At 41.7% G+C, this 25385-nt stretch carries 21 protein-coding genes and 3 pseudogenes; 13 read left to right on the top strand and 11 right to left on the bottom strand.

Annotated elements, in window-relative coordinates; genetic code table 11:
• Nucleotides 1–11 precede the first annotated feature (11 nt).
• The 4 genes from AACL30_RS01965 to AACL30_RS01950 all read left to right on the top strand — a co-directional run bounded on the left by AACL30_RS01965 (nt 12) and on the right by AACL30_RS01950 (nt 7731).
• Entirely contained in the window at nt 12–1466 is a 1455-nt protein-coding gene (locus AACL30_RS01965) for a hypothetical protein (RefSeq protein WP_339057637.1), read from the top strand.
• 54 nt (nt 1467–1520) lie between these two features.
• Entirely contained in the window at nt 1521–1964 is a 444-nt protein-coding gene (locus AACL30_RS01960; RefSeq protein ID WP_339057636.1) for a hypothetical protein, read from the top strand.
• A gap of 431 nt (nt 1965–2395) precedes the next feature.
• Nucleotides 2396–2557 (top strand): TraY domain-containing protein, encoded by a 162-nt coding sequence (locus AACL30_RS01955; protein ID WP_235950074.1) that lies wholly within the window; start codon nt 2396–2398, stop codon nt 2555–2557.
• A gap of 566 nt (nt 2558–3123) precedes the next feature.
• Nucleotides 3124–7731, top strand: coding sequence for an inverse autotransporter beta domain-containing protein (locus tag AACL30_RS01950; protein WP_339057635.1), 4608 nt, complete (start codon nt 3124–3126; stop codon nt 7729–7731).
• Between the two features lie 155 nt (nt 7732–7886).
• Here the strand turns inward: AACL30_RS01950 and AACL30_RS01945 are convergent, their stop codons facing one another.
• Both AACL30_RS01945 and AACL30_RS01940 read right to left on the bottom strand, forming a co-directional pair.
• Nucleotides 7887–8138, bottom strand: coding sequence for a hypothetical protein (locus tag AACL30_RS01945; protein WP_339057634.1), 252 nt, complete (start codon nt 8136–8138; stop codon nt 7887–7889).
• 728 nt (nt 8139–8866) lie between these two features.
• Nucleotides 8867–9082: an IS1096 element passenger TnpR family protein gene (locus AACL30_RS01940; RefSeq protein ID WP_339058377.1), complete on the bottom strand. Its 216-nt coding sequence runs from the start codon at nt 9080–9082 to the stop codon at nt 8867–8869.
• Between the two features lie 129 nt (nt 9083–9211).
• Between AACL30_RS01940 and AACL30_RS01935 the strand changes: the two are divergent.
• The 4 genes and pseudogenes from AACL30_RS01935 to AACL30_RS01920 form a co-directional block, all read left to right on the top strand.
• Nucleotides 9212–9550: pseudogene (locus AACL30_RS01935) on the top strand (LuxR family transcriptional regulator); the annotation flags it as partial.
• A gap of 35 nt (nt 9551–9585) precedes the next feature.
• Nucleotides 9586–9816: pseudogene (locus AACL30_RS01930) on the top strand (reverse transcriptase domain-containing protein); the annotation flags it as partial.
• Between the two features lie 72 nt (nt 9817–9888).
• Entirely contained in the window at nt 9889–10215 is a 327-nt protein-coding gene (locus AACL30_RS01925) for a group II intron maturase-specific domain-containing protein (protein ID WP_339058376.1), read from the top strand.
• A gap of 988 nt (nt 10216–11203) precedes the next feature.
• On the top strand, nt 11204–11458 hold the full coding sequence (locus AACL30_RS01920; protein WP_006704793.1) for a helix-turn-helix transcriptional regulator: 255 nt from the start codon (nt 11204–11206) through the stop codon (nt 11456–11458).
• A 225-nt stretch (nt 11459–11683) separates the two neighbouring features.
• Here AACL30_RS01920 and AACL30_RS01915 read toward each other — a convergent pair whose 3' ends face one another.
• From AACL30_RS01915 to AACL30_RS01895, 5 genes and pseudogenes are all read right to left on the bottom strand, one after another.
• On the bottom strand, nt 11684–12109 hold the full coding sequence (locus AACL30_RS01915; protein ID WP_339057633.1) for a DUF1640 domain-containing protein: 426 nt from the start codon (nt 12107–12109) through the stop codon (nt 11684–11686).
• A 2-nt stretch (nt 12110–12111) separates the two neighbouring features.
• Nucleotides 12112–12723 (bottom strand): IS3 family transposase, encoded by a 612-nt coding sequence (locus AACL30_RS01910; RefSeq protein WP_339057632.1) that lies wholly within the window; start codon nt 12721–12723, stop codon nt 12112–12114.
• 15 nt (nt 12724–12738) lie between these two features.
• The gene (locus tag AACL30_RS01905) at nt 12739–12861 is read right to left on the bottom strand and encodes a hypothetical protein (protein ID WP_339057048.1); all 123 of its coding nucleotides are present in this window, start codon (nt 12859–12861) and stop codon (nt 12739–12741) included.
• A gap of 752 nt (nt 12862–13613) precedes the next feature.
• Complete coding sequence (locus tag AACL30_RS01900; RefSeq protein ID WP_006704720.1) at nt 13614–13898, bottom strand: HigA family addiction module antitoxin; 285 nt, start codon at nt 13896–13898, stop codon at nt 13614–13616.
• Nucleotides 13898–14165 (bottom strand): annotated as a pseudogene (locus tag AACL30_RS01895) (type II toxin-antitoxin system RelE/ParE family toxin). Before AACL30_RS01895 ends, AACL30_RS01900 begins: the two are co-directional and overlap by 1 nt.
• Before the next feature lie 220 nt (nt 14166–14385).
• Here AACL30_RS01895 and AACL30_RS01890 point away from each other — a divergent pair.
• From AACL30_RS01890 to AACL30_RS01870, 5 genes are all read left to right on the top strand, one after another.
• A complete protein-coding gene (locus tag AACL30_RS01890; RefSeq protein WP_339057631.1) occupies nt 14386–15621 on the top strand; it encodes an acetate kinase in 1236 nt (411 codons plus the stop codon).
• A complete protein-coding gene (pta, locus tag AACL30_RS01885) occupies nt 15606–17771 on the top strand; it encodes a phosphate acetyltransferase (protein WP_339057630.1) in 2166 nt (721 codons plus the stop codon). The genes AACL30_RS01890 and pta overlap by 16 nt, the downstream gene beginning before the upstream one ends.
• Nucleotides 17772–17864: 93 nt before the next feature.
• A complete protein-coding gene (locus AACL30_RS01880; protein WP_339057629.1) occupies nt 17865–18011 on the top strand; it encodes a hypothetical protein in 147 nt (48 codons plus the stop codon).
• 133 nt (nt 18012–18144) lie between these two features.
• Complete coding sequence (locus tag AACL30_RS01875; RefSeq protein ID WP_339057628.1) at nt 18145–18588, top strand: PTS sugar transporter subunit IIA; 444 nt, start codon at nt 18145–18147, stop codon at nt 18586–18588.
• Between the two features lie 196 nt (nt 18589–18784).
• The gene (locus tag AACL30_RS01870; RefSeq protein ID WP_339057627.1) at nt 18785–20041 is read left to right on the top strand and encodes a PTS ascorbate transporter subunit IIC; all 1257 of its coding nucleotides are present in this window, start codon (nt 18785–18787) and stop codon (nt 20039–20041) included.
• Between the two features lie 154 nt (nt 20042–20195).
• On the opposite strand, the gene rlmB is transcribed toward AACL30_RS01870, so the two are convergent.
• The 4 genes from rlmB to mdh form a co-directional block, all read right to left on the bottom strand.
• Nucleotides 20196–20960 carry a 23S rRNA (guanosine(2251)-2'-O)-methyltransferase RlmB gene (gene rlmB, locus AACL30_RS01865; RefSeq protein ID WP_339057626.1) on the bottom strand — a complete coding sequence of 255 codons (765 nt, stop codon included), beginning with the start codon at nt 20958–20960 and terminating at the stop codon, nt 20196–20198.
• A gap of 4 nt (nt 20961–20964) precedes the next feature.
• The gene (gene glmS, locus AACL30_RS01860) at nt 20965–22797 is read right to left on the bottom strand and encodes a glutamine--fructose-6-phosphate transaminase (isomerizing) (protein ID WP_339057625.1); all 1833 of its coding nucleotides are present in this window, start codon (nt 22795–22797) and stop codon (nt 20965–20967) included.
• A 147-nt stretch (nt 22798–22944) separates the two neighbouring features.
• Complete coding sequence (glmU, locus tag AACL30_RS01855; RefSeq protein WP_339057624.1) at nt 22945–24318, bottom strand: bifunctional UDP-N-acetylglucosamine diphosphorylase/glucosamine-1-phosphate N-acetyltransferase GlmU; 1374 nt, start codon at nt 24316–24318, stop codon at nt 22945–22947.
• Nucleotides 24319–24379: 61 nt separating this feature from the next.
• Nucleotides 24380–25342, bottom strand: a complete 963-nt coding sequence (gene mdh, locus AACL30_RS01850; protein ID WP_339057623.1) for a malate dehydrogenase — start codon at nt 25340–25342, stop codon at nt 24380–24382.
• Nucleotides 25343–25385: the final 43 nt, after the last annotated feature.

The raw sequence follows: 25385 nt of genomic DNA, 5'->3' as shown, positions 1-25385 counted from the left end.
TCACGAGATTGATGATCCTAGAAGTAAATACTCGTATTTATCTTTTTTTAAAAAAAAACACCGCAATACCACATGAAATTATAGAGAAAATAGAAACTAAACCATTTATAGTTGAGCTTGATAAATACGAAACTTTAAAACAAGAAAACGACTCAGTAACCAAGCTAGTAGAAGAACTTACTAGAATCCGAAAAGATTCTTTTTATGACAATCTACATCAATCAGGGTATGAAGCAACCATTATTGAAAAGATTGCTGATTTCTTGAAGCATCTAATTCCTTTTTACGATGCAATAAAAAATCTACAAGATGGCAAAAAACTTGAGGCAGCTGGTTATTTTGTTCTAGATCTTCTGATGTTCTTGCCTTTAATTGGTGAAGTAGGCAAACTTAGCGTAGGCATGAGTGAAGTATTAATATCCGCCGCTAATATTTCTAGACTCAGAATGACAAGATATTTAGCGACGGGATCGTTGAAATTTGCTATAAAAAATACTGCACCGTGCTTCTTTAAAGAAGGTATCTTTGGCACATCTAATTTACTGACAAAGCAAACATTAATTTATGTCCTGAAAGCGACAGTGCGTTCTGTCGATCCTGGTTTTGAGTTAGTTTATATGGGAGGAAAATATATCTATAAACAGTCTAATCAGCTCACGAATAAAATACTTAAAGAACTAAATACCTATAATGATTATTCTCTTGCTTATAAGGATATGCTGATTAACATGCTGTCGAAACCTAGAGTTGAAATCCCGTTGCAGAAAAAATATATTACTAATGAAATGCTTTCTACAGCTATCCAACTAGCACAGCAGAATAGATACGAAAGAATTATTGAAGAGTTAACTTCATTGAAAAACATAATGCCAAAAGTTCCTGAAGTGCAAACCTACCCACTCACTACTACATGTATTGCATCAGTATGTACTGCATCATTAAGAGAAGTGAATCTTTCTTTTGAAAACATAAGGACGGTAACAAGTGAGATGATCGATGGTGTATCTCATTTAAATATATCTTCTAACCCTATTAATTCATTACCTCCAACACTACCTAATACATTAACTTATTTAAATCTTTCTAACACGCGAATCTTGTCATTACCAAAACTACCTGATACATTAACTTATTTAAATATTTCGCATACATTAATGAGGGTTTTACCTGAAGATCTTCCTAGCGATCTACAAGAATTGAATATTTCTAAAACCCGGATAGATATGTTGGTAGCTGTATGCCCTAAACAATTAAAAATATTTAATATTTTTGATACCCCCGTATCAATGGCCAATAAGCTACCTGACTCATACTTGCATTCTAATTGTAGAGTAATCAACGAGCTCGGGTCAGAGGTAATAAGACAGGTACAAGCTCGCCACGAACATCTATCACGCCAGCAAATCACGGAGCGAACAATAAAGCAGTGGATAGAAAAAGAAGGAATTGAATTTAAAATAACCTAATTTTTACCAAAAGAGGATATTATAAGTTCTCATGTAACCAGAAGCGAAGTAATCATGAATCAAGTTGCTCAATGTTATAATATAAACGTTAATTTAGTTAATGACACTCATTTCCACCATTATGGTAGTCAAAAGAAAGTTACTGATAAGTTTACAAATATGTATACTCACTTTAATGAGCTTTATAGTGAAGTAGAAGATGCAAAACAATATATCACAATCGTAAAAAATAAAATATTAAGTGAGTATAGAGAAATTTATGATGATCAATCTAGAGTTATATTAGTACCAAAAATGCTTAATGTTGGGACACTTCAGCATAGCGACGTGAGAAAGTATTTTTGCAATCTGTTACGTACTAAAGATGAACTTATCATTCATGAGACTATGAATAGATTTTATTTTTATGTGACACGTATAGAGGATTACTTTAATAGATATAGTGATAGGATTGTTTTCATATCAAGCCAAAACAGGTCTTTTTGCTCGATCATATAAAAAATTATTAATACAAGTATAAAATTTTTACACTATACGGTAATAGTATTTTTTGCAAAAATTTGAAGCTTGTTAATACACGGATATTTAAATGTTTTTCATTGTGAAGATGAAATATTGAGAGTAGGAACATTATTTATTTTATCTTTGAGCAAGAGTAAAATTCACTCTAACAATAATTAATGTAGATAGTACTGTGTATCACAACAAGTCATGAGTAAATCATAACTATGGCTTACTTAATTAAGCACTATTAATTGTGTGTAAATAATGAAGACCAGGAGGCAATACTAATCAATAATTTTTATGCAATTTTATATCTATCAATAATGGAAGCGGCATGTATTTGTAAATATAAACTAAAAATACACGGTTGAGCTTTAAGGAATGGGAGAGTGAAAGTAAATATTGAGTCAACCGAGACAGAAACAATGGTCACTGTTAAAATATCAGCAACCGCGAATAGTTTATTAACTATCAGTGCACTGAAATCTAAAAGAAGCAAAAAATGTGAATCTGAATTGAGGCTAGAAGATCACTTACGAAAATTTTCATCTATATCTTCAATTGGTGTCACAGAAAAGAGAGAGTGATGAAATAGTTATTATTTTTATTCTAAATCTCATGAAACGGTAATGTTTTTATCAGGGAAAACCATTCTTTTTTATTGAGAGAGTTAATTTTTATTTTGTGACATAAATTATCAATAAAATAATTACTAATACACTGCTGGATACCATCAGCAACGGGCAAAGAGTGACGCTCATTCCCATTTTTTTGGTCGAGAGCAAAAATTCAACCTTAACTTGTATGAAAAGTTTCCGCTCTATTATGTTTGCCAGAAAACCGCTATTTGCTCAGTATAAAATAAAACGCCTTTCCTAGATTAGGATTATTGAATAATTAGCCTTATGAGAAAAATCATAAATTGCTTAAAAAGCAGGCAGTATTCATCTAAAACTTTACGTCTATCTCTGTTCAACAAAGAGATAATTTCTTTATTGCTGAGTCATTTTCGTTTAAAAACACGCATTTTCTGAACATTAGGCGCAACTTGCCTGTAAAGGTTAAATCCCCTCCATTTTTTCCAGAGATTTTATGCTTCAAATGACATATCAAGAATAGCGATGTGTTTTATCGAATTCTATGAGGAATATCTATGCTATTTTTTATAGATTTTTTAATATCTAGTTTGCCTAAGTTTCGGTTGTCTAACTATCGATATAAAAAACTAAAAATACTTTTGTACCGGCTCCTAAGTATACTTCTTTTTACCCCTGTCATGATCGTAGCTAATTCACAGCCAGTGAGCGATAAAATAGGTGCTCCTTCTCGTCAATCATCATTTTTTAGTAAAAACTCTAATAACACTGAAAAAACCGTGACGGCGGAAGATAAGATAATACAAGGAATAATGACCACCGGATCATTGTTGTCCAATACTGATAATCCTACTCATGCGGCAATCAATATGGCTCGCTCAGCAGTGGTATCTGAAGCCAATGCTAGCATTGGGCAGTGGCTAAATCAGTTTGGTACTGCTCGGGTACAACTTAATATCGATAACGATTTTCATCTGGACGGTAGCGCCCTAGATTTCATGCTCCCCTTGTACGATAACTCAAAGTCGTTATTATTTACCCAGCTCGGTGCCCGTAATAAAAATGGCCGCAATACCTTTAATATCGGTGCGGGGGCGCGTATTTTCCAAAATAATTGGATGTTTGATGTTAATACGTTTTTTGATCATGATTTAACAGCTAAAAATCGGAGGATTGGGCTAGGTGCTGAAGTGTGGGCTGATTACCTGAAATTATCGGCTAATAGTTATTTTTCCTTAAATAACTGGCATCAATCACAAGACTTTATTGATTACAACGCGCGTCCGGCTAACGGCTACGATCTGCGTGTCGAGGCCTATTTGCCGTCTTATCCGCAATTAGGCGGTAAGTTAATGTTTGAACAATACTATGGTGATGAAGTGGCTTTATTCGCTACAAACCATCGACAAAAAAATCCCAACGCTATCACTGTGGGGCTCAATTATACCCCTATTCCCTTATTGACCTTGGGTGTAGAACGCCGAAAAAACGACACCTTTTTTAATTTTCAGATGAATTATCGCCTGGGTGAATCTTGGCAAGCACAGATAAATCCCTCAGCAGTCACCACAATGCGAACACGGGTCGGCAACCGTTATGATTTAGTGGAACGTAATAACCATATCGTGCTGGAGCATCAAAAACAGCAAGTTATTCGTTTAACCTTACCTCAGAAATTGAGCAATGTAGCAGGAAATACCTTTCGGTTAACTGCATTGGTCACGGCGAAACATGGCCTTGGACGCATTGACTGGGATAGAACCAGTCTACTTGCTGCGGGAGGAACGGTCACACAGATATCTCAAGACACACTAAAGATCAAACTGCCCTCTTACCATGCTGACAGCAATAATGTTTATACACTAAGCGCTGTGGCTTATGACAGCAAAGGTAATGCCTCTAACCGCGCGGTGACACAACTGACAGTGACGGCTCCGCATGTTAGTGTGACCCACTCACCTCCCATAATTGTTGATGCGCAGAACTCCACCTTTACGGTTTCACCCGATAGCATCATCGCGAATGGTAAGATCACCTCCAGCCTGACTTTTACCGCTAAGGATGCCAGCAACCAGCCTATTCGCAATTTAAACGTCAGTTTTAAACGTGACGATGAAGCGGGCACCAGGCTAAGTGCCGTCACGGAGAATAAGGGGGTTTACAGCGCCACCCTAACAGGTAACGATACCAAAGCGGTGACGATTACCCCGCACGTCGGAGGTCAGGCCGTTATGGGGAAGAATATGAAGAAAGTCGTAACATTGTTGAAAGCGAAACGCTTTGCGCCGGTTGTTCCCAACCACTATGACTTTACTGTTTCAACAAATGAAATTATTGCCGACGGTCAGGATGAGGCGGCCTTAACCTTTACCGCCAGGGATGCCAGCAATCAGCCTCTGCGCAATTTAAAGGTCAGCTTTAACCGTGACGATGAAGCCGGCATCACGTTGAGTGACATCACGGAAGAAAAGGGCGTCTACCGCGCCAAGTTGAAAGCGGTGAAAGGTACCCTTGCCAAAGCGGTGACGATCACCCCGTATATCGATGGTAAGGCCACTGACCAGGTCAGGGCGCAAACCGTGACGTTGATGGCACCCCCTGCACCGGTTGCTCCTCGTCACTATGACTTTACTGTTTCAAAAGAGCGCATTACTGCCGACGGTGAAGATGAATCTGTTTTAACTTTTACTGCCAAGGATGCCAGCAACCAGCCTCTGCACAATTTAAACGTCAGCTTTAACTGTGACCATGAGGCGGACGCTACGCTGACTGCAGTTACGGAAGAAAAGGGCGTCTACAGCGCCAAGCTGAAAGCAGTGAAAGGCACCCTTGCCAAAGCGGTGACGATCACCCCGTATATCGATGGTAAGGCCATTGACCAGGTTAGAGCGCAAAGCGTGATCTTGATGGCACCCCCTGCTGCATTGGTTGCTCCTCGTCACTATGACTTTACTGTTTCAAAAGAGCGCATTACTGCCGACGGTGAAGATGAATCTGTTTTAACTTTTACTGCCAAGGATGCCAGCAACCAGCCTCTGCACAATTTAAACGTCAGCTTTAACCGTGACCATGAGGCGGACACCACGCTGACTGCAGTTACGGAAGAAAAGGGCGTCTACAGCGCCAAGCTGAAAGCAGTGAAAGGCACCCTTGCCAAAGCGGTGACGATCACCCCGTATATCGACGGTAAAGCCACTGACCAGGTCAGGGCGCAAACCGTGACGTTGATGGCACCCCCTGCACCGGTTGCTCCTCGTCACTATGACTTTACTGTTTCAAAAGAGAGCATTATTGCTGACGGTGAAGATGAAGCCGTTTTAACTTTTACCGCCAGGGATGCCAGCAATCAGCCTCTGTGCAATTTAAAGGTCAGCTTTAACCGTGACGATGAAACGGGTACCAGGCTAAGTGACATCACGGAAGAAAAGGGCGTCTACAGCGCCAAGTTGAAAGCAGTGAAAGGCATCCTTGCCAAAGCGGTGACGATCACCCCGCACGTCGAAGGTCAGGCCGTTGTGGGGAACAACATGGAGAAGGCCGTGACGATCACTATTACCACGGGAGCCATCACACCTGCTCTTCACTTTGCAAATGCGAAGCAGAGTATCATCTATACCAAAAACTTTACTCGTTCACAGGAGGTAAGCGGTATGCCTGATAATGTGGAGCAGATATGGTCAAGTTCAGACAATAGCGTGGCGACGGTTGACAATAACGGTAAGGTCACCTTAATAAAATCCGGTGAAGTCAAGATCACGGTTTATACATCAGGTAATGCACAATACAATCCGGCAAAGGCCAGTTATGTGCTGACCATTGATAAAGCCGATCCGAAACTGCAGGCTGGTGATGGTAACCCGATTACAGCTACGTGGGCAGACGGTAAGTCCTACAGCATTGCAGCGACTTTCGGTAATGCGGATGTGGGAAGCAGCCTTACTCCTGTTTATACCAGTCAAAATACCGGGATCGTGACCGTAAACGGCAGTGGTACTCTCAACGCAATCAAACCGGGAAGAAGTACGGTGAGCGTCAGTACGCGGGAAACAGACCAGTTTAAAGCTGCCTCTGCTGATGTACTTTATCTACTTAACAAAGGCACGGTAAATATCAGCTTTGATGTGACCGAAGTGAAAACAACCGACGAAGAAACTTTCACGCTACAAAAAACCAAAAATAAGGTGCCGTCAGATGCTGATGTTCACTGGGGATCCAGTGATTCCAACGTGGTTAACCTGTCCAGCTCGGGGAGTGTTCAGGGTAAAGTAGGTAAGGGTCGCGCACGTCTGACACTTAATGTTGCTGAGAATGATTTTTATAGTGCCAGCTCAGGACACTATGATGTGCTTATTTACAGTCAACCTATTTTTGAACTCGAGGAAATAAGATATAGCAGTCACGGTAATTATAGCAATAATGGTGACTGGATACCTGTATACGCTGATGACGACATCATCTTACCCTTGCGTATAGATACCTCTAACGAATTTAATCAGGCAGGAAGTGTTACTGTTTATTTATTCGATGATGGCGGACAATCTTTAGGGGAAAAAGAGGTACCTAAATCATCAGGAATCCATGAGATTCATTTTAGTCCGCAATATTATTTTTGGGGAAGACAGCTTTACCTTAAAGTGATAGCCAAAGGCCAATATGGTAACTTGATCACAGCAAATAAATCGAAATTTGTTTCTGTAAAAGCACCTGATATAAATGATATCGGTTCAATAAAAACGACTGCGACTGCAAGTGCTATAATAACTTCAAAAGGAGAGTTAGATAATGCGTGTCAGATGTCGTTGGCAGGTAGAATGCATCATTTCATAGTATGGCCTAAAACCGAATTGAATATACCAGATAATAAAAAACTCATAACGAAATTGTTCATTTCTCACAAAATCGTCGATCCTACTGAAGACAGCAGAGAAGTTAATTATAATGATCGTGATTGGCTCACTTCTAGTGGTGTAGTAGGTTATAAAGGTAAATCAGCCCGGTACGCTATAAAAGAAGAATGTTGGGATGATCATAAAGGAAGTTTCACGTTACAAACGATGCTACAATTTGGTGAAAAAGAATATAATATGTCTCATACATTTTCATGGTTTGGATCTTCTGGGAATATCTATCGATGGCTCAACGTAAGAAAGCCACCTTCTCGTTGAGTGTGGATTATGAGCTGATGCAGGTTAATTCCACGCATGTAGCCAAACTCAAAAAATGCGGGTTATCCGTTACCGGTGGATAGGCAGGGTCTAAATGACTTCACCTTTCTGGTTATGGGATTCACTGGCAATAAGACCTTAGTATGCAAAGAAGCTTACATTTCGCGTTTTAATTGCATGGAAGCTGCAAGGAAAGGAGGAGTTGGCATCGATTCGTAGGGCACACTGTTTTCTGGTCTGGATGGTTTAGCTTTCTGTACAGTAAGCTTTTGTGGTGTGCAAGCTTTGATGGGAAAAAGTCTACCCGGCCATGCTTTACAAACTGGCGTTTCTTTTTGAGCAGCTAAGACAGGTATAGACGATAGTAGAATAGGCAATATCTTTAAATAAGTCTTTATTTTGTTCATGTAATACCCCCACAATCCATCTTGATGTGACCATACCCCAGCGGTTTATTAATCATAGTTACAATAGAATTGCTTGCCAATATTATTTAACACTGATTGCCCATAAAAAAGCCCTCGCTCAACCCCTAACGCAGACGCCAGTTCGGCGGCGGATGGGTTACAACTAGCGCTAGCTCCTCTTTACTTTTTCAGAGATGTAGCCTTACCCAATTTGTCGTTATCAGGAGGACACGCTTCTCACGATTTGTTATTCCCGCGTATACTCAGTGTGAGGTTCTTCCGCAAATAATGTTGGTGCTAAAGACAGTTCAACGCACCGGTCACTGAAGAAATAACAGGCGATCCCCTATTAGAGGTATCAATCGTGAGATGTTCTGACTCCCACGGGTCATAATTCCGCTCAAGGAGAGCATAAAAAAGTGTGGGCAATCCTATCCCGCTAATCCAGTGCTTTCATCGGTCTTTTCTCCGATATGCCCATCGATTTTTAGATCCGAATAATTCTCTTAGCTCACAATGAAACTGTATTTGGAGTAGATCAAGAGTATCTTGAGATGCATTAAAATAATGTCAGTGATTTTATCGTCAATTGGGAATGATTTGGATGATTGCCTCACACTTTTTTATGCTCTCCAATTACTTCAATAAAGTCACGAATATCTCCGACCCTTGTCGATTCATCTGCGTTAATAACCACATGTAGCAGTGCCAGGGTCTTGTCCCTCTCATCAGCTAAGATGGCACCAGGCATTCCATTGGCCACTCAGACAAAATGGAGACTTTTGGGTTGAGTTATCATGGATGGTTTCAATACGAATGTTATGAAGCCAGTTTTCAAAAAAATTGTGTTCATAGGTGAAACGATCACCCACATCAAAACCAAAATCATCCAGTGTTACCAAATGGGGATCATCCGAAAAACCTATTCCACCTTCGTAGGCTATTCCGTAGTCTTTGCCATTATGATGAAGATGATCATCATCCCAAATTTGATAGAATTCTATTTATATTAAAAGATAATAAGATTAGTGTTGATATAGAAATAATAATTTTACTTATTACTAAAATTAAATATGGATGCAATTTTGAAAAAAATGCCAGAAATTTCTACAGAACAGCTCAATTCTCTTATTTTTTCTATAGATAGTTTTAATGAAGCTTGGGGAATAAAAAATTTACAATCACAGCATCTGCACATGAATCAGGCTGCCTTAAATTTCACAGGTATACCCTCTAACTTTAATATTGAAGGGAAATTGGATCATGAATGTCCTGTCCCCTGGGCGGAATTAGCGCCAGAATTACAAGACCACGATAGACGTGCTGAAAAGACTGGAAGAAGTGTCAGTATTATTGAAACCCATTTTTGGAATAATGGAGAATCCATTCAGCCTTATTTTTGTGAAAAATTTCCAGTCTACAATAAGCCAATCTTTTCCTGCACTATGTGTTTGATAGATGGTTGGAAAAACACCATCCTACTGTGCCATGGTGTCGGTATGCCGATGATGGTCTGGTTCATTGCCGCAGTCAACAACAAGCCCAGCAGATGCTCGATATGTTGCGACAGTGTTTTATGGCATGTGGTCTACAGCTCCATCCAGAGAAGACAAAGATTGTTTACTGCAAAGACGGCAGCAGACAGGAGCGACATGTACACACTGAATTCGATTTTCTGGGCTATACGTTCAGAAGACGAGTAGTAAAGAACAGTAAACGCAATAGCTTATTCGTTAGCTTTACACCGGCTGTGAGCAAAATTGCCCTCAAAGCGATGCGAAAGAAAATCAGAAAATTATGTGTACGTAGCCAAACAGCGCTGAACATAGTGCAATTAGCCGAATGGTTAAATCCAGTGCTGAACGGCTGGATAAATTATTATGGTCGTTATACGCGGTCAGCGCTGTATGGGGTAATCAGACATGTAAATAAAGCCCTGGTGAGGTGGGCGAGGAGAAAGTATAAATCACTTCGTCACCATAAAACTCGAGCAATGCAATTTTTGGAAAGAATAGCAAAGCAGAGTCCGCGTTTGTTTGTCCACTGGCGAGCAGGAATGGTAGGTGCATTTGCCTGATGGGAGCGGTATGAATTGAGAGATTCACGTACCGTTCTACGAGAGGCTGTGGGGGAGGCTTCCACGGTCTACTCACCACACATTACAAAAAATATATCGAAAAGCAGGAATAAATTGTCTAAATCAATTAATAACATTTTGCAAAACAAAAGGATTAGATAACTACATCCCACCTCAACGTCTCCCTGTAGGCAGTCAACTGATTGGCTTGGGTGTTAAATTTCTATTCTAAAGGTGGGTACTGGATATTCTCGATAAGAAGTGGGTAACCCCCAATTCAACCTAAAGCCGAACTACTCGGCAACAACGGTGTGAGCAATCTCTCGAGGATGAGTAACAGCTTCAAAAATACCTTAATCGCCTATACATATTTGATTTTACCGACCAAGACCTTTCAATTTTATGGTGTTCTTTTGTGTTATCTCATAGCGTAAACTGATATTTCTCTGTCATACCGTAATAGATACCCTAGCAGGTGTTGTCAACGCTACTTTATATTGGGGCTCTTCCGTAAATAATGTTGGATTAAAGAAACAGTTCAACTCGCCGGTCACTGAAAAATAATGGGCGCTCTTCGAGGTAGAGCAAGTAATTTTTTAGAATGATCATTTTCAATAGATAAAAAGTCAGAAAATGATTTATATCTCAGTTAGCTACAGTGTTCAGTAACAACATTATTTACGGAAGAGCCCTTTTAATCATTAGCGCTGATACAGAAACTGACTCTGTTGAACGTCCCTTTGGCTTCAGGGGCGATTCTCGTGGATAGCCCATATCACCGTAACTAAATAAAACAATAAGTCAACTACCAAAGCGGCCAATCAAAAAAACCGCTGTATCGCATCATAACTCAATGGAGAAATGAGCTGAGAATAGCTCAATGAGCAGTGGTGACACAACCTCAGCCTGTGTGGATATCAATAAATGTTAATTAGCACTACAAACCACCCCTATCAGCTAACTACCATAACCTTCACGGGAGGCTGCCATGGCTGCTTTCGATATGACTCAATTTTCTGAATTCCGGGAAATCTTTCCTGAACTCACCCCCGCCCAGTTTGAAACCGCGATGCTTTTTGCTTTGGGAATATCCCAGAAAGACATTGCAGCGTTGCGGTCAGTGTCATACTCGGCAGTAAAAAAGACGCTTTTTCAGGCAAAGAATAAATTTGAGCCGCATTCGCTCTATCGTCTTTCTACTGTGTTCCATGTACGTTTTGTACTTTTCGTATTACAGGGGTAAGACCGCGCCAATAGGAACGACAGCACTTTTATCACGAAATACACATCACTCACTTTGGGAGACATTGTGATGAATGAATCCATTGTTGTTGATATAATATTATGGGTAGTTGACTTATTGTTTTATTTAGTTATGGTAATATGGGTTATCCACGAAAATCACCCCTGAAGCACCTTAAGTCAAAGGGACATTCAACAGAGTCAGTTTCTGTATCAGCGCTAGTGATTAAAAGGGGATTTTAAGGACGGCAAGAATCACACCAACAGCAACCACTAACATGCCACAGAGCTTGATGGTTGTTTGCATGCCGCTCTTTTCGATATCCTTACGCATCAGGGACATTTCAGTCATGAAATCTTTGCGTACATCGGCTATCTTGGCATCAGTCTTCTCGAAACGCGCCGTCATATCTTTACGGACATCGGCTATCTCAGCAGACAACTCTTTATGGACTGAGACTATTTTAGCATCAGTTTTTCCAAAGTTATCATCAACTTTTTGGAAACGAGCTTCCATGTCTTTTCGAACATCAGCTATCTGAGCATCGGTCTTCTCGAAACGGACTTCCATGTCTTTACGGATACCAACAATTTCAGCCGACAGGTTTCTGTGGCTATCGGTTATGTAGTGGTCAAGTAAACCCAGACACATTTTTAAGACAAATTGATTACAGGTATAAGCTCAAATTCGATGGGTGAAAAATAAGCGAGTAGACTATGTGGTCTTCTACTATTGTAATAGGCTAAATAATCCAGCCCCCCTAACTTGGCATCATTACGGGTTTTAAGTATTTCATAATTCAAGTATTCATATTTCAAGCTCCGAAAAAAACGTTCTGTTGGTGCGTTATGCCAACCTTGCCCTTTACCACTCATACTGGCTTGCACACCCATCACTTGCAAATGGGCACGATACTGATGGCGGGTATATTGGCTGCCTCTATCTGAGTGATGGAGCAACCCTTTTGGAGGTTTTCTGCGCCAGTAAGCCATCTGGAGAGCTTGTACACACAGTGCTGTCTTCATGTGGGCTGCCATTGCCCAACCGATTATTTGGCGCGAGTATAAGTCCATCACCACCGCTAAATACATCCAGCCTTCATAAGTCCAAACATAGGTGATATCCGTTGTCCATACCTCCTCTCTCTGAGTAACGGTAAATTCCCGCGCCAACAGGTTGGGTACGATAGAATGATTATGAGCGCTGTCCGTTGTTATCTTATGGCGTTTTGGATAACGGGCAAAGGTAGGTCTTCTTTTGCTCACGAATAAACTGAAATCTTATCCGTTTTCTTTCGCAAAGAAGACCGCCGCTTTTTTTAATATTTCACGCTCCATTAACAAGTTATTGCGCTCTTTGCGCAGACGAAGTAATTCTTCACGCTCGGCCAAACTAAGACTCACCTGTTCAGAGCCTACCGGGGAAACTCCCCCCCTTTCAGCCTTGACCCAGCTTTTTATCGCACTTAATGAAACCCCTAAACTCTCTGACGCTTGTTTGCACGTATACGCTTTTTACAGGACTCACTTTGCTGCGTCTTGTTTAAACTCCAGCGTAAATGTCAATGGCTTCTTTTTACTTTTCATTTTATACACCTCTGATTTGCAGTTTATTACAGCTCTTCAAAAGTGGCCGGAAACATTAGACCATTACACCCAGAATGGTACACGTTAATGACTTAGCCGCTTTTATTGACAAACGCAGAAAAGAAGCTAAAAAAGAATTTGAACACTGTAAATAACATAACAATGTGATTTTTAACACCCATCAGTACACCAATAGTACACCATTACCATTCAATATATTGATTTTATTACTAATAAGTCCAATCGAGCATCGGCGCGACGGAAAAACGATGGGCAGGGTATTTTGGCTCAGTGCCGCTGTTATCGCGGGTTGGGGGCGGGTTAATGAATTCTTTATTTTCGTGCATTTTTTGTCTTTATGTCGTATTTTTTCTTTATGAGCACCCCATGCAGCACCCCTAATACCCTTTCGAATTGACGTTTCTACTGACTCACTAGCCCCGTTATAGCCAAATCAGTTTAATTTGATTCTGTGTTGTCGTCGCTTACCGTACTATTTGTACTGTCTGCGCTCCTCCGCCTTGAATCAAATTAAACTGATTCGGCTATAACGTCCCAGGGCAGTGATATCAGGCAAAAGCCAATTTGTGCAAATGACTGATGTCTATCTTTTGTCTGGCTTCATGCAAACTGTAATTTGTCTGTATTTTTAACCAGGTTTCAGGGGTACTGCCAACAACGGCTGACAGTCTCAATGCCATTTCCGGCGTGACTGTGGTTTGACCAGATAGCAACCGACTGGCCGTTGATGGTGCTATATCCATTGCTTTTGCGAACTGTCGGAGACTCACATGCATGTCTTTCAGTGTTTCTGCAATAATTTCGCCAGGGTAGGCAGGGTTAGCCATTCTCATTAGTGATAATCCTCCAAGTTGAGAATTTCTGCATCACCATCAATAAATCTGAAAGTAATACGCCAGTTACCGGAAACACTAATTGACCAGATGTCTTTACGATCACCTTTAAGCTGATGCAGATCGTAGCCAGGCATGTCGATTCCGTCTATGCAGTCATACGGTAAGCCGTGTTTTTATACGGTTAACCAATTGCTGCTCAATGCCACTGCTATCGTATTTGAGGAAAAACTTTTTCAACCCTTTATGCTTAAAGCTTTTTATCATGACATCATCCATGCTCCTCAATATGGAACAGCATAGCATGTGTTCCATATCGTGCAGCACTCTTTGAATTTTGTGGTGCTAATTTTCATCAATTAAGCGCAGCTCAATGAAGATTTCGAATATATTTTGTTTTTAACGCAGGCTATCGGTATTCTAGCTAATCGACAATCTTTAAGCTTGTCATTTTTTTGGTCTATTAAAAAACGTATAGGTACTTTGCATGTCAACAAGTCAATTGGTACTGGTTCTTAACTGCGGTAGCTCCTCGCTCAAATTCGCTATTATCGACCCCACCGACGGCACAGAACATCTGTCTGGTTTAGCCGAATGTCTTCATCTTTCTGATGCGCGGATTAAATGGAAGATCGAGGGTAATAAAGAAGAAGAAAAGTTAAACGCCAATGCCACCCACAAAGATGCGCTCAATTTTATGGTTAATACTATTTTGAAGGGAAAAGAAGCGCTACTTAGCCAAATAAAGGCCATTGGTCACCGGGTAGTCCACGGCGGTGAAAAATTTACCCGCTCGGTAATTATTAACAAGGATGTCATCAAAGGTATTGAAGAGGCTATCCCTTTTGCGCCTTTACATAATCCTGCGCATTTGATCGGTATCGATGAAGCGTTAAAAGCGTTCCCTGATTTAGAAGAAAAAAACGTGGCGGTATTTGATACCGCTTTTCATCAAACCATGCCAGAAGCCTCTTACCTTTATGCCCTGCCTTATTCTCTATATGAAAAGCATGGCATCCGCCGTTACGGCGCTCACGGCACCAGCCATGATTATGTTAGTAAGCAAGCGGCTAAAAAATTAAACAAAAAGATCAATGAACTCAATGTTATCACTTGCCATTTAGGTAATGGTGGATCAGTGGCCGCAATATGTAACGGTCAATGTGTCGATACCTCGATGGGACTCACCCCCTTGGAAGGGTTGGTGATGGGGACACGTTGTGGTGATATCGATCCTGCGATTATTTTTTATCTCTATAATTCTCTCGGAATGAGCATGGATCAAATTAATACCTTACTCACCAAAGAATCAGGGTTATTAGGCTTAACCGAAAAGACCAGTGACTGCCGTTATGTTGAAGACCACTGTGCAACTCACGATAATGCTAAACGGGCGATGGATGTTTTTTGCCACCGCTTGGCAAAATATATTGCGTCTTATACCACACTTATGGAAGGCCGTTTAGATGCGGTTATCTTCACCGGAGGCATTGGCGAAAATTCAGCCCCAATCCGTAAACGCACGCTAGATAAATTGGCGCTGTTAGGTTTTAAAATTGATGACGAAAAAAATATCAAAGCCTGCTTTGGCAAATCAGGGGACATTACTAAAGAGGGTAGCCGCTTAGCGATGGTCATTCCAACCAATGAAGAGCTCTCCATTGCACAAGATACGGCACGTTTGACTGGAATAGCGGAGGAGACACCATGTCCCGTAAAGTGATGTTAATTCCCATCAGTTCAGGGGTTGGCTTAACCAGTGTTAGTTTGGGTATTATCCGGGCGATGGAGCAAAAAGGGGTCGATTTAAACGTCTTCAAACCTATTGCCCAGCCCTGTGTAGATGACAATGATAAGCTCGATAATACCATCGCCATCATTCGTGCCAATTCCAATATCAATGTTGTCGAGCCATTAAAAATACGTGATGTTGAAAAATGCTTAAGTGCTAATCAGCAAGACCGGTTAATGGAAAAGATTGTGGCTCGTTACCACAAACATACCCAAAAAGCAGGGGTGGTATTGATAGAAGGTTTAATGCCAACGCCTAAACATCCTTTTGCTAACACCCTGAATTACCAAATTGCCAAAACGTTAAACGCTGAAATTGTTTTCGTTTTAGCACTGGGTAATCATTCACACGATCAACTAAAACAACAAATTGAAATCGCCTGTTCCAGCTTTGGAGGTAAAAAAAATAAAAATATTACCGGGGTGATTATTAATAAATTGAACGCGCCTGTTGATAAGCAAGGACGTACTCGCCCTGATTTATATGAAATTTTTGATGATTCAAGCAAAAATAATACGACGGTAATTGATCCGACTAAATTATTTGGCAATGACACCCTGCCGATATACGGGTGCATCCCCTGGAATGTTGATCTTATTGCGACCCGTGCTATCGATATATGCCGACATCTGAATGCCAGCATTATTAATAAAGGTGAAATTGATACCCGTCGGGTTAAATCTATTACCTTTTGCGCCCGTAGCCTGCCTAATATGTTGTCACTGTTTCGCCCCAATTCGTTACTGGTGACCTCAGCTGATCGCCCTGATGTATTGGTTGCAGCCTGTTTAGCCGCCATGAATGGTGTTGAAATTGGCGCTATTCTATTGACCGGCGGGTACCAAATGGATGAATCCATTAAGCAACTTTGTCAACGTGCTTTCCAGACTGGCTTACCGATATTTATGGTCGAGACGAATAGCTGGCAAACTTCCCTCAATTTGCAGAATTTCAGTCTAGCCGTGCCCGCAGATGATAATGATCGTGTTGAAAAAATACAAAACTATGTGGCTAGTCACATTAGCAATACTTGGATCGATTCACTAAGCGTTGCATCTAAGCGTTCTTACCGTCTGTCGCCCCCCGCTTTCCGTTATGAATTGACTGAATTGGCGCGAAAAGCGGCTAAAAGTATCGTACTACCTGAAGGAGAAGAAAGACGTACCGTGAAAGCAGCAGCCATTTGTGCCGAACTCGGCATCGCTGAATGTGTATTGCTCGGTGATCCCGCCGAAATACAGCGAATAGCCGCCGCTCAAGGGGTGGTATTAGGCAAGAACATTCATTTAATCGATCCAAAACTGGTGCGGGAAGAGTATGTTTCACGGTTAGTTGAATTACGTAAAAGTAAAGGCATGACTGAAGTTATCGCGCGTAGTCAGTTGGAAGATAATGTTATTTTAGCGACCTTGATGCTTGAACGTGGCGAAACATTTAATCAGATAAAAATTGATGGTTTGGTTTCTGGCGCCGTGCACACTACAGCTAACACCATCCGTCCTGCATTACAATTGATTAAAACATCGCCAGGTTGTTCATTGGTTTCATCTGTATTTTTTATGTTACTGCCGGATCAAGTGTTAGTGTACGGTGATTGTGCTATCAACCCCGATCCGACAGCAGAACAACTTGCAGAAATTGCGATTCAGTCCGCGGATTCAGCTGCTTCATTTGGTATTAAGCCCCGTGTTGCCATGATATCCTACTCCACAAAAGATTCAGGGGCAGGGAGCGATGTAGAAAAGGTACGTGAAGCGACGCTTTTAGCACAAAAGAAACGGCCGGATCTGATAATTGATGGCCCACTACAGTACGATGCAGCAATTATGGCTGATGTCGCTAAATCTAAAGCACCTGATTCAAAGGTAGCGGGTCGAGCTACTGTATTTATTTTCCCTGACTTAAATACCGGTAACACCACTTATAAAGCCGTACAACGTTCTGCTGATTTAGTTTCTATCGGCCCCATGTTGCAAGGGATGCGTAAACCGGTAAACGATTTATCGCGTGGCGCATCGGTCGACGACATTGTTTACACCATAGCGTTAACGGCTATCCAATCTCACCAAGCAACCCGTTGAGAAAAACAAAAACGCCACGCTATTACCCTTACGCCTTTGAAGCTGCCGTGTTGTTGGCTGCGAGTGCTCGCCGAATCACGTAGTCTATACCCAATGAATTTCGAGTTACGGCAAGGCAGCAAGGGCGACCGACCGATGAGCGTAGACATACTACGTGATTCGGCGAGCACTCGCAGACAACAAAGCCGTAACTTGAAAGGCGAAGGGGATATCATGCGGGTGTTCTCTACCCTCTGCTGATCACCTTCACTCCACAATCTAAACTAAAATAAATAATATCGGGTAAAAACCCCACTTATTGAGACGAACATCACATTAATAATTCTATAAAATATTTATTCTCGGGCTAATGGTCACGAGGAGTAATACTTACATGTTAAAAGAGCTACTAACGTCAGATGTTATCCAGATCGTGCCACAGGCTAGTAATTGGCGTGATGCCATTGCTATCGCTTGCCGTCCGTTGATTGATAATGATGCTATTGAACCACGTTATGTCAATGCGATTTATCGAGCACATGAAGCTATTGGTCCTTATTATGTGGTTGGACCCGGTATTGCTATGCCGCATGCACGACCAGAAGAAGGGGTCAATAAATTATCACTGGCACTGACTATTATTCCTAATGGTGTCACATTTTATGCACGGGAAAAGGATCCGGTAAAATTATTAATCGTTTTAGCCGCCACCGATATTCATAGCCATATTAACGCGCTCTCCCAACTTGCCAAATTATTCACCGATCAAGCTGATATTAATGCGATATTAAACGCAAAAAACTCAAATGATATTTTATCAATTATCGCACGGCATTAATTAATGCTGTCTCTGGTTTAAAAATAAACCGCATTACGTAGTAAATTATGCTATCAATTTAATAAGAGCATAGCTATAGCCGAATCACGTAGTATGTCTACGCTCATCGGTCTCACACTCTGGCCGCCTAGCGGCAACTTCAAAGGCGAAGAGTATATCGGTAAGCATTTAAGTTTTTTATTAACGGAGGTATGAAATGGATTTTTTCCGGTTTCTAATGGATGATGTATTTGCTGAGCCTGCCATATTGGTCGGTTTGATCGCATTAATTGGATTGATAGTTCAAAAATCCTCTCTCACCACATGTATTCAAGGCACTGTTAAAACAATTATGGGTTTTGTTATTTTAGGTGCAGGGGCAAGTTTGGTTGTTTCCTCTCTTAGCGATTTTGCCGCTATTTTTCAACAGGCATTTGGTATTCAAGGTGTGGTACCTAATAATGAAGCCACTACGGCGGTTGCCCAAAAAATATTTGGTAAAGAAATGGCTATGATTATGTTCTTTGCTATGTTGATTAATATTTTCATCGCACGTTTAACACCTTGGAAATTTATTTTTTTAACCGGTCATCACACTCTTTTTATGTCGATGATGGTTGCTGTTATTTTAGCGAGCTCAGGCATGAAAGGGCTAACGTTAATTACCGTCGGCGCTATCGTGGTAGGTATATCAATGGTTTTTTTCCCCGCGATTGTACATCCCTATATGAAAAAGGTGACGGGAGAAAATAATATAGCCATGGGGCATTTTTCTACTTTATCTTATGTCTTAGCAGGGTTTATTGGCAGTCAGTTCGGTAATAAAAAAAATTCTACCGAAGATTTGAATTTGCCTAAAAGTCTCTTTTTTCTACGTGATACACCCGTGGCTATTGCTTTCACGATGAGCATTATTTTTCTCATCACCTGTTTATTCGCGGGTAATGATTTAGTAAAAGAACTCAGTGGGGGGAAAAATTGGTTTATGTTTTCCCTTATGCAATCCATCATTTTTGCAGCCGGTGTCTACATTATTTTACAAGGTGTGCAAATGGTCATCGCTGAAATTGTTCCCGCATTTAAAGGAATTTCTGAAAAATTAGTGCCTAATGCTAAACCCGCGCTAGATTGCCCGGTGGTTTTTCCTTACGCGCCTAATGCGGTATTAGTCGGTTTTTTAAGTAGCTTTGCCGCGGGTATTCTCGTGATGTTTACGCTGTACTTAATGAATATGACCGTTATTATTCCTGGTGTTGTCTCTCATTTTTTTTCAGGAGGCAGTGCGGGAGTCTTTGGCAATGCCACCGGGGGGAGACGTGGTGCCGTTCTTGGTGCTTTTACTCAAGGGTTGTTACTGAGCTTTTTGCCCGTCTTTTTGTTGCCTGTATTAGGTGATTTCAGCTCTGCCAATACCACTTTCGGTGATGCCGACTACGGTGTTGTGGGAATTTTACTCGGTACCATCGTTCGGTGAACTACTCGCCACTAAAGTAGCGAGTTGCTAAGAATCTATTCGAAATCTTCTTGAGCGACGATCAATTGAGAAAAAACGGGCGAAAAAGCGCAATTTCTTTTTATACTTAATGAAGAGCGCAAATGAACATTTTGCGCTCGTTTTTGACGGAGTATCAGCGAGCACAAGAGATTTCGAGATTACGCTGACGGGTTATCTCAAACAAACAAACGCCGGTAGCAACAGACACGTTCAGCGACGAGACACTACCCGCTAGCGGAATATGGATTAATTCATCACAATACTCACGTGTTAAACGACGCATGCCTTTCCCTTCACTTCCCATCACTAAGGCCATTGATTGTTGCGTTTTCCATTGATACAAATTTTGTTTAGCGTCGCCCGCTGTGCCAACAATCCAGATATTATGCTCTTTTAATAATCGCAGCGTGCGAGCCAAATTGGTTACCACAATCAGCGGTACCGTTTCGGCAGCACCACTGGCCACTTTTTTCACTGTTGCATTAAGAGGAGCTGAATGATCTTTCGGCACAATGACCGCGTGCACCCCAGCAGCATCAGCGCTACGCAAACAAGCGCCTAAATTATGCGGATCGGTAACACCATCGAGAATTAACAGCAAGGGATCCTTCTTATCGGCTAATAATTTTTCTACTAATTGCAGCAAATCATTTTCTTGATACTGACGCCCTTGACGTATTTTCGCTACGATGCCCTGGTGAACCTCATGGTTAACTTGATTATCTAACCATTGGCGTTTAGCCATCTGCACTTGTAATCCTTCGGCTTCTATCTCCGAGATTAGTGACCGTAGCCGACGATCATGACGATCTTTTTGAAGAAAAATTTCGAGAAGGCGGTGTGGCTCTTTCTCTAATAAGGCCTTGACGGCATGAATGCCGTAAATCATTTCATCCATAAATTTATTCCACCGTTACCGATTTAGCGAGATTACGGGGTTGATCGACATCGGTTTTTTTGATCAAGGCAACATGGTATGACAGCAGCTGTAATGCCACGGTATAAAAAATAGGGGCGATAATATCGTCTACTTGTGGTAATTGAATCGTTTTTATCCCTTTACTTTCGTTAAAAGCCGCTGCTTTATCGGTGAAAATAGACAATTCACCCCCTCGAGCACGGATCTCTTCAATATTCGATTTTAATTTCTCTAGCAATGAATTCTTTGGCGCAATAACAATCACTGGCATGTTTTCATCAATCAGCGCTAAGGGGCCATGTTTTAATTCACCCGCCGCATAAGCTTCCGCATGAATATAGGAAATTTCTTTTAGCTTCAAGGCTCCTTCCATGGCAATCGGATATAACTCACCTCGGCCAATAAACAAGGCATGCTTTTTATCATAAAAATTGTTTGCCAAGTTGGCGATGCTGTTATCCCAGGTTAATATTTCTGTAATTTTTATTGGCAGTGTTTGTAACGCATGCACAATTTTGTGCTCTACCGCTTCTGGCCTGCCTTTTTTCTTACCCATAAAAGCCACTAACATCAACAATACAGCCAATTGGGTCGTAAAGGCTTTCGTCGAAGCAACACCAATCTCAATACCCGCTTTGGTCATCAATGCCATATCAGATTCACGTACTAACGAGGATCCCGCTACATTACAGATAGCCAACGAAGCTAAGTAGCCTAGTGTTTTTGATAAACGTAATGCCGCGAGCGTATCGGCGGTTTCACCCGATTGCGATAAGGTAATTAACAAACTGTTGGCGCGAACCACCGGTTGGCGATAACGAAATTCAGAGGAAATTTCTACATCGCAAGGGATCCCCGCTAAAGATTCAAACCAATAACGAGCAACCAGGCCAGCATGGTAAGAGGTACCACAGGCGACGATTTGAATATGTTGCACATTGGTTAGTCGATCAGCGATATCACTGCCTAATTCAGAGAAATCGATTTTGCCATTATTGATACGATCCGCGAGCGTTTGTTGCAGCGCTAGCGGCTGCTCATGGATTTCTTTTTGCATATAGTGGCGATAGAGCCCTTTATCTCCCGCATGATATTGCGCTTGGGGCTCTGTTTCAGCCCGTTGCACTGCGTTACCTTGACCATCAAAAATAGACAGGCTGCTATGCGTCATTTCCACCAGATCGCCTTCGGCCAGATAAATAAATCGACGGGCAACCTTTAATAGCGCTAATTCATCAGAGGCGATAAAATTTTCTCCCTCGCCATAACCAATCACCAGTGGGCTGCCTGATCGGGCAGCGACTAAGCGAGCGGGATCACGACTATCCATCACCACAACACCATAGGTACCGGATAATTGAGCAACAACAGGTTGCATCACTTCAAGAAGTGAGCCCCCTTGCTGTCGTTGTTGCCAATCTATTAGATGGGCAATCACCTCGGTATCAGTCTCAGAAGTAAAATTATAACCACGATGAATTAATAAATTACGTAATGATTCATAATTTTCGATAATACCATTATGAACCACGGCAATATGCGTCGACAGATGAGGATGAGCATTCAGCTCTGACGGTTTACCATGCGTTGCCCAGCGCGTATGCGCTATGCCGGTATTACCCAGCAAAGGTTGTGTTTTAGCGGCATCCACTAAGGATTGTACTTTGCCTGTTCGGCGCAAGCAGGTCATTTTTCCTTCGCTATCGACAACGGCTAAACCGGCTGAATCATAACCACGGTATTCGAGAGCCTGCAAACCCTTAATCAATATTTCAGTAATATTACGTTGCGCTACGGCGCCAACAATTCCACACATCAGCTTATACTCATACATTAAAAATATTAAAATAGGCTCTATACCCTTTGCCTTTCAAATTACGGCGGCGTTGGCTGCGGGTGCTCGCCTTCATGATCTATCTACGATCATCGGTCGGTCGCCCTGGCAGCCGAAGGGTATGACAAGTCACTTAAGCTTTTTTTTCGGCCGCTGCCATTGCTTAATATGACGTTGTTTAACACGGCTTAATATCAACTCATGTGCCTCGGCATTATCGGTCACTGTTGTACCTGCCCCAACAGTGACACCATGAGCGAGCGTTACCGGGGCTATCAATTGGCTATCAGAGCCGATAAACACATCATCGCCAATGATGGTTTTATGTTTATTAGCACCATCATAATTGCAGGTAATAGTTCCAGCACCAATATTCACACCAGAGCCAATTTCAGCATCGCCTAAATAAGAAAGATGATTCGCTTTAGAGCCTTTACCTAATTGCGTATTTTTTATCTCGACAAAATTACCGACCTGAGCCTTTTCGGCTAATTCACTCCCTGGACGTAAACGAGAGAATGGCCCAACACGACAAGCGCTATTTAAGCAGGCATTTTCTAATATGCTGTAAGGTTCAATGTGACAATCATTGCCGATCACCGAATTTTTTAACACACACCCAGTGCCGATCCATACCCGATCACCCAAGCTGACACGGCCTTCAATAATAACATTAGTATCGATAGTGATATCGCGGCCATAAGACAATTCTCCCCTTAAATCAAAACGGCTAGGATCACGTAATTTCAAGCCTGACAAGAGGAGTTTTGTTGCTTGTTCCGATTGAAATATCCGTTCAAGATTGGCTAACTGTAAATGATTATTGACGCCTTCCACTTCACTCACGCGGGCGGGATGAATCGCCGTTATTTTTTTATTCTCAGCACAAGCGAAGGCAATAATGTCAGTAAGATAAAATTCTCCCTGCGCATTATCGTTATTCAGCATAGATAACCAACGTTTTAGATCGCCGCCAGTAGCCACCAAAATACCACTGTTGATTTCATTGATTTCCCGTTGATGCTCGTCAGCGTCTTTATGCTCGATAACGCCAATCAATTCACCCTTTTTACGTAAAATTCGACCGTAACCACAGGGATCATCCAATTTGGCGGTTAGCAGGCAGATACCACCGACGGGTTTAGCACTTAACAGTCGCTTCAATGTCTCTAACAATATCAATGGCACATCACCATAGAGAATGAGAACATCTTCATCATCGGAAAAATAAGGCGCAGCCTGCAACACAGCATGTCCGGTGCCCTGCTGTTTTTGTTGTAATACCCAGTTCAATCTAGGATCAGGCAGCGCTTTTTTTAGTAATTCGCCTGCATGGCCATAAATGATATGAGTACAGCGGGGCTTTAATTTTAAGGCCGTATCAATCACGTGTTGGATGAGCGCTTTACCTGCCAGGGGATGTAATACTTTAGGCAAATCTGAACACATTCGTGTCCCTTTGCCGGCAGCAAGAATAACGACACTTATCGGACGGTTTGACATAAATAATCTTTCTTTGGTGTTGTATTTTAACTAACGTTATTGATGATCAATCGATAAAATTTTATTTATCACGATTGTTAGGCGTAGTAACGAATTTTTCGCCCTTACTAATATCCCCTCTCAACTCATCCAGCATGTTGTCCAGTGCTTGTTGCTCAAAAGCACTCAATTTGCCTATTTTTTCACGTTTACAAATTCCTTCCTTACCCAGTAAAACAGGCTGAGCAAAAAAACGGGTATGTTCACCATTACCGTCAACATCAACGTAAGCGCATTCAATAATACCTTTTTCACCCTGGAATGCGCGCACCAAAGAAAGAGCAAAACGCGCGGCGGCCTGTGCCATAGAGAGAGTGGCGGATCCGCCTCCGGCTTTGGCTTTGACTACTTCAGTTCCCGCGTTTTGAATACGCTTAGTCAGGTCAATAACCTCTTGCTCAGAAAAACTCAGGCCAGGGATCTGTGATAGCAACGGCAAAATAGTGGCACCCGAGTGCCCGCCGATCACGGATACATTGATTTCCTCGGGTTGTTTTCCCTTTGATTGAGCAACAAAAGTACAGGCTCGTAAACTATCTAGCGCTGTAATACCAAAGAGTTTATTTTTATCGTAGACTCCCGCTTTTTTCAGCACTTCAGCCGCGATGGGAACCGTGGTGTTAACCGGATTAGTAATAATACCAATTAACGCTTTTGGACAGGTTGTGGCTATTTGCTCCACTAAATTTTTTACAATACCGGCATTGACGTTAAAGAGATCATCACGCTCCATCCCTGGTTTACGTGCTACACCCGCGGCGATCAAAACAATATCCGCTTCTTTTAGCGCGTCGGTTGCATCTGTCCCCGTAAATCCTTCAATTGTTACGGCAGTTGGAATATGACTCAGATCAGCAGCAACCCCTGGAGTAACCGGCGCAACATCATAAAGAGAAAGCGCTGAGCCTTTAGGCAATTGTGTTTTAAGTAACAGAGCGAGCGCTTGACCAATACCGCCTGCGGCACCAAGAACAGTAACTTTCATCGTAATACTCCTACATTTTCATTAACCAGCAAGAAGTCTATAA

The sequence above is a fragment of the Candidatus Regiella endosymbiont of Tuberolachnus salignus genome, from assembly GCF_964020115.1.
GTDB classification, from domain to species: Bacteria; Pseudomonadota; Gammaproteobacteria; order Enterobacterales; family Enterobacteriaceae; genus Regiella; species Regiella insecticola.
Note: the sequence above shows the minus strand (reverse complement) of the source record. Positions and strands in the feature narration are given on the sequence as shown.

Excerpts from the sequence above, each read along its gene's own strand:
- AACL30_RS01965 (WP_339057637.1), top strand. The coding sequence starts at position 12 with ATGATCCTAGAAGTAAATACTCGTATTTATCTTTTTTTAAAAAAAAAC.
- AACL30_RS01960 (WP_339057636.1), top strand. The coding sequence starts at position 1,521 with ATGAATCAAGTTGCTCAATGTTATAATATAAACGTTAATTTAGTTAAT.
- AACL30_RS01955 (WP_235950074.1), top strand. The coding sequence starts at position 2,396 with ATGGTCACTGTTAAAATATCAGCAACCGCGAATAGTTTATTAACTATC.
- AACL30_RS01950 (WP_339057635.1), top strand. The coding sequence starts at position 3,124 with ATGCTATTTTTTATAGATTTTTTAATATCTAGTTTGCCTAAGTTTCGG.
- AACL30_RS01945 (WP_339057634.1), bottom strand. The coding sequence starts at position 8,138 with ATGAACAAAATAAAGACTTATTTAAAGATATTGCCTATTCTACTATCG.
- AACL30_RS01920 (WP_006704793.1), top strand. The coding sequence starts at position 11,204 with ATGGCTGCTTTCGATATGACTCAATTTTCTGAATTCCGGGAAATCTTT.
- AACL30_RS01915 (WP_339057633.1), bottom strand. The coding sequence starts at position 12,109 with ATGTGTCTGGGTTTACTTGACCACTACATAACCGATAGCCACAGAAAC.
- AACL30_RS01900 (WP_006704720.1), bottom strand. The coding sequence starts at position 13,898 with ATGAGAATGGCTAACCCTGCCTACCCTGGCGAAATTATTGCAGAAACA.
- AACL30_RS01890 (WP_339057631.1), top strand. The coding sequence starts at position 14,386 with ATGTCAACAAGTCAATTGGTACTGGTTCTTAACTGCGGTAGCTCCTCG.
- pta (WP_339057630.1), top strand. The coding sequence starts at position 15,606 with ATGTCCCGTAAAGTGATGTTAATTCCCATCAGTTCAGGGGTTGGCTTA.
- AACL30_RS01880 (WP_339057629.1), top strand. The coding sequence starts at position 17,865 with ATGAATTTCGAGTTACGGCAAGGCAGCAAGGGCGACCGACCGATGAGC.
- AACL30_RS01875 (WP_339057628.1), top strand. The coding sequence starts at position 18,145 with ATGTTAAAAGAGCTACTAACGTCAGATGTTATCCAGATCGTGCCACAG.
- AACL30_RS01870 (WP_339057627.1), top strand. The coding sequence starts at position 18,785 with ATGGATTTTTTCCGGTTTCTAATGGATGATGTATTTGCTGAGCCTGCC.
- rlmB (WP_339057626.1), bottom strand. The coding sequence starts at position 20,960 with ATGGATGAAATGATTTACGGCATTCATGCCGTCAAGGCCTTATTAGAG.
- glmS (WP_339057625.1), bottom strand. The coding sequence starts at position 22,797 with ATGTGTGGAATTGTTGGCGCCGTAGCGCAACGTAATATTACTGAAATA.
- glmU (WP_339057624.1), bottom strand. The coding sequence starts at position 24,318 with ATGTCAAACCGTCCGATAAGTGTCGTTATTCTTGCTGCCGGCAAAGGG.
- mdh (WP_339057623.1), bottom strand. The coding sequence starts at position 25,342 with ATGAAAGTTACTGTTCTTGGTGCCGCAGGCGGTATTGGTCAAGCGCTC.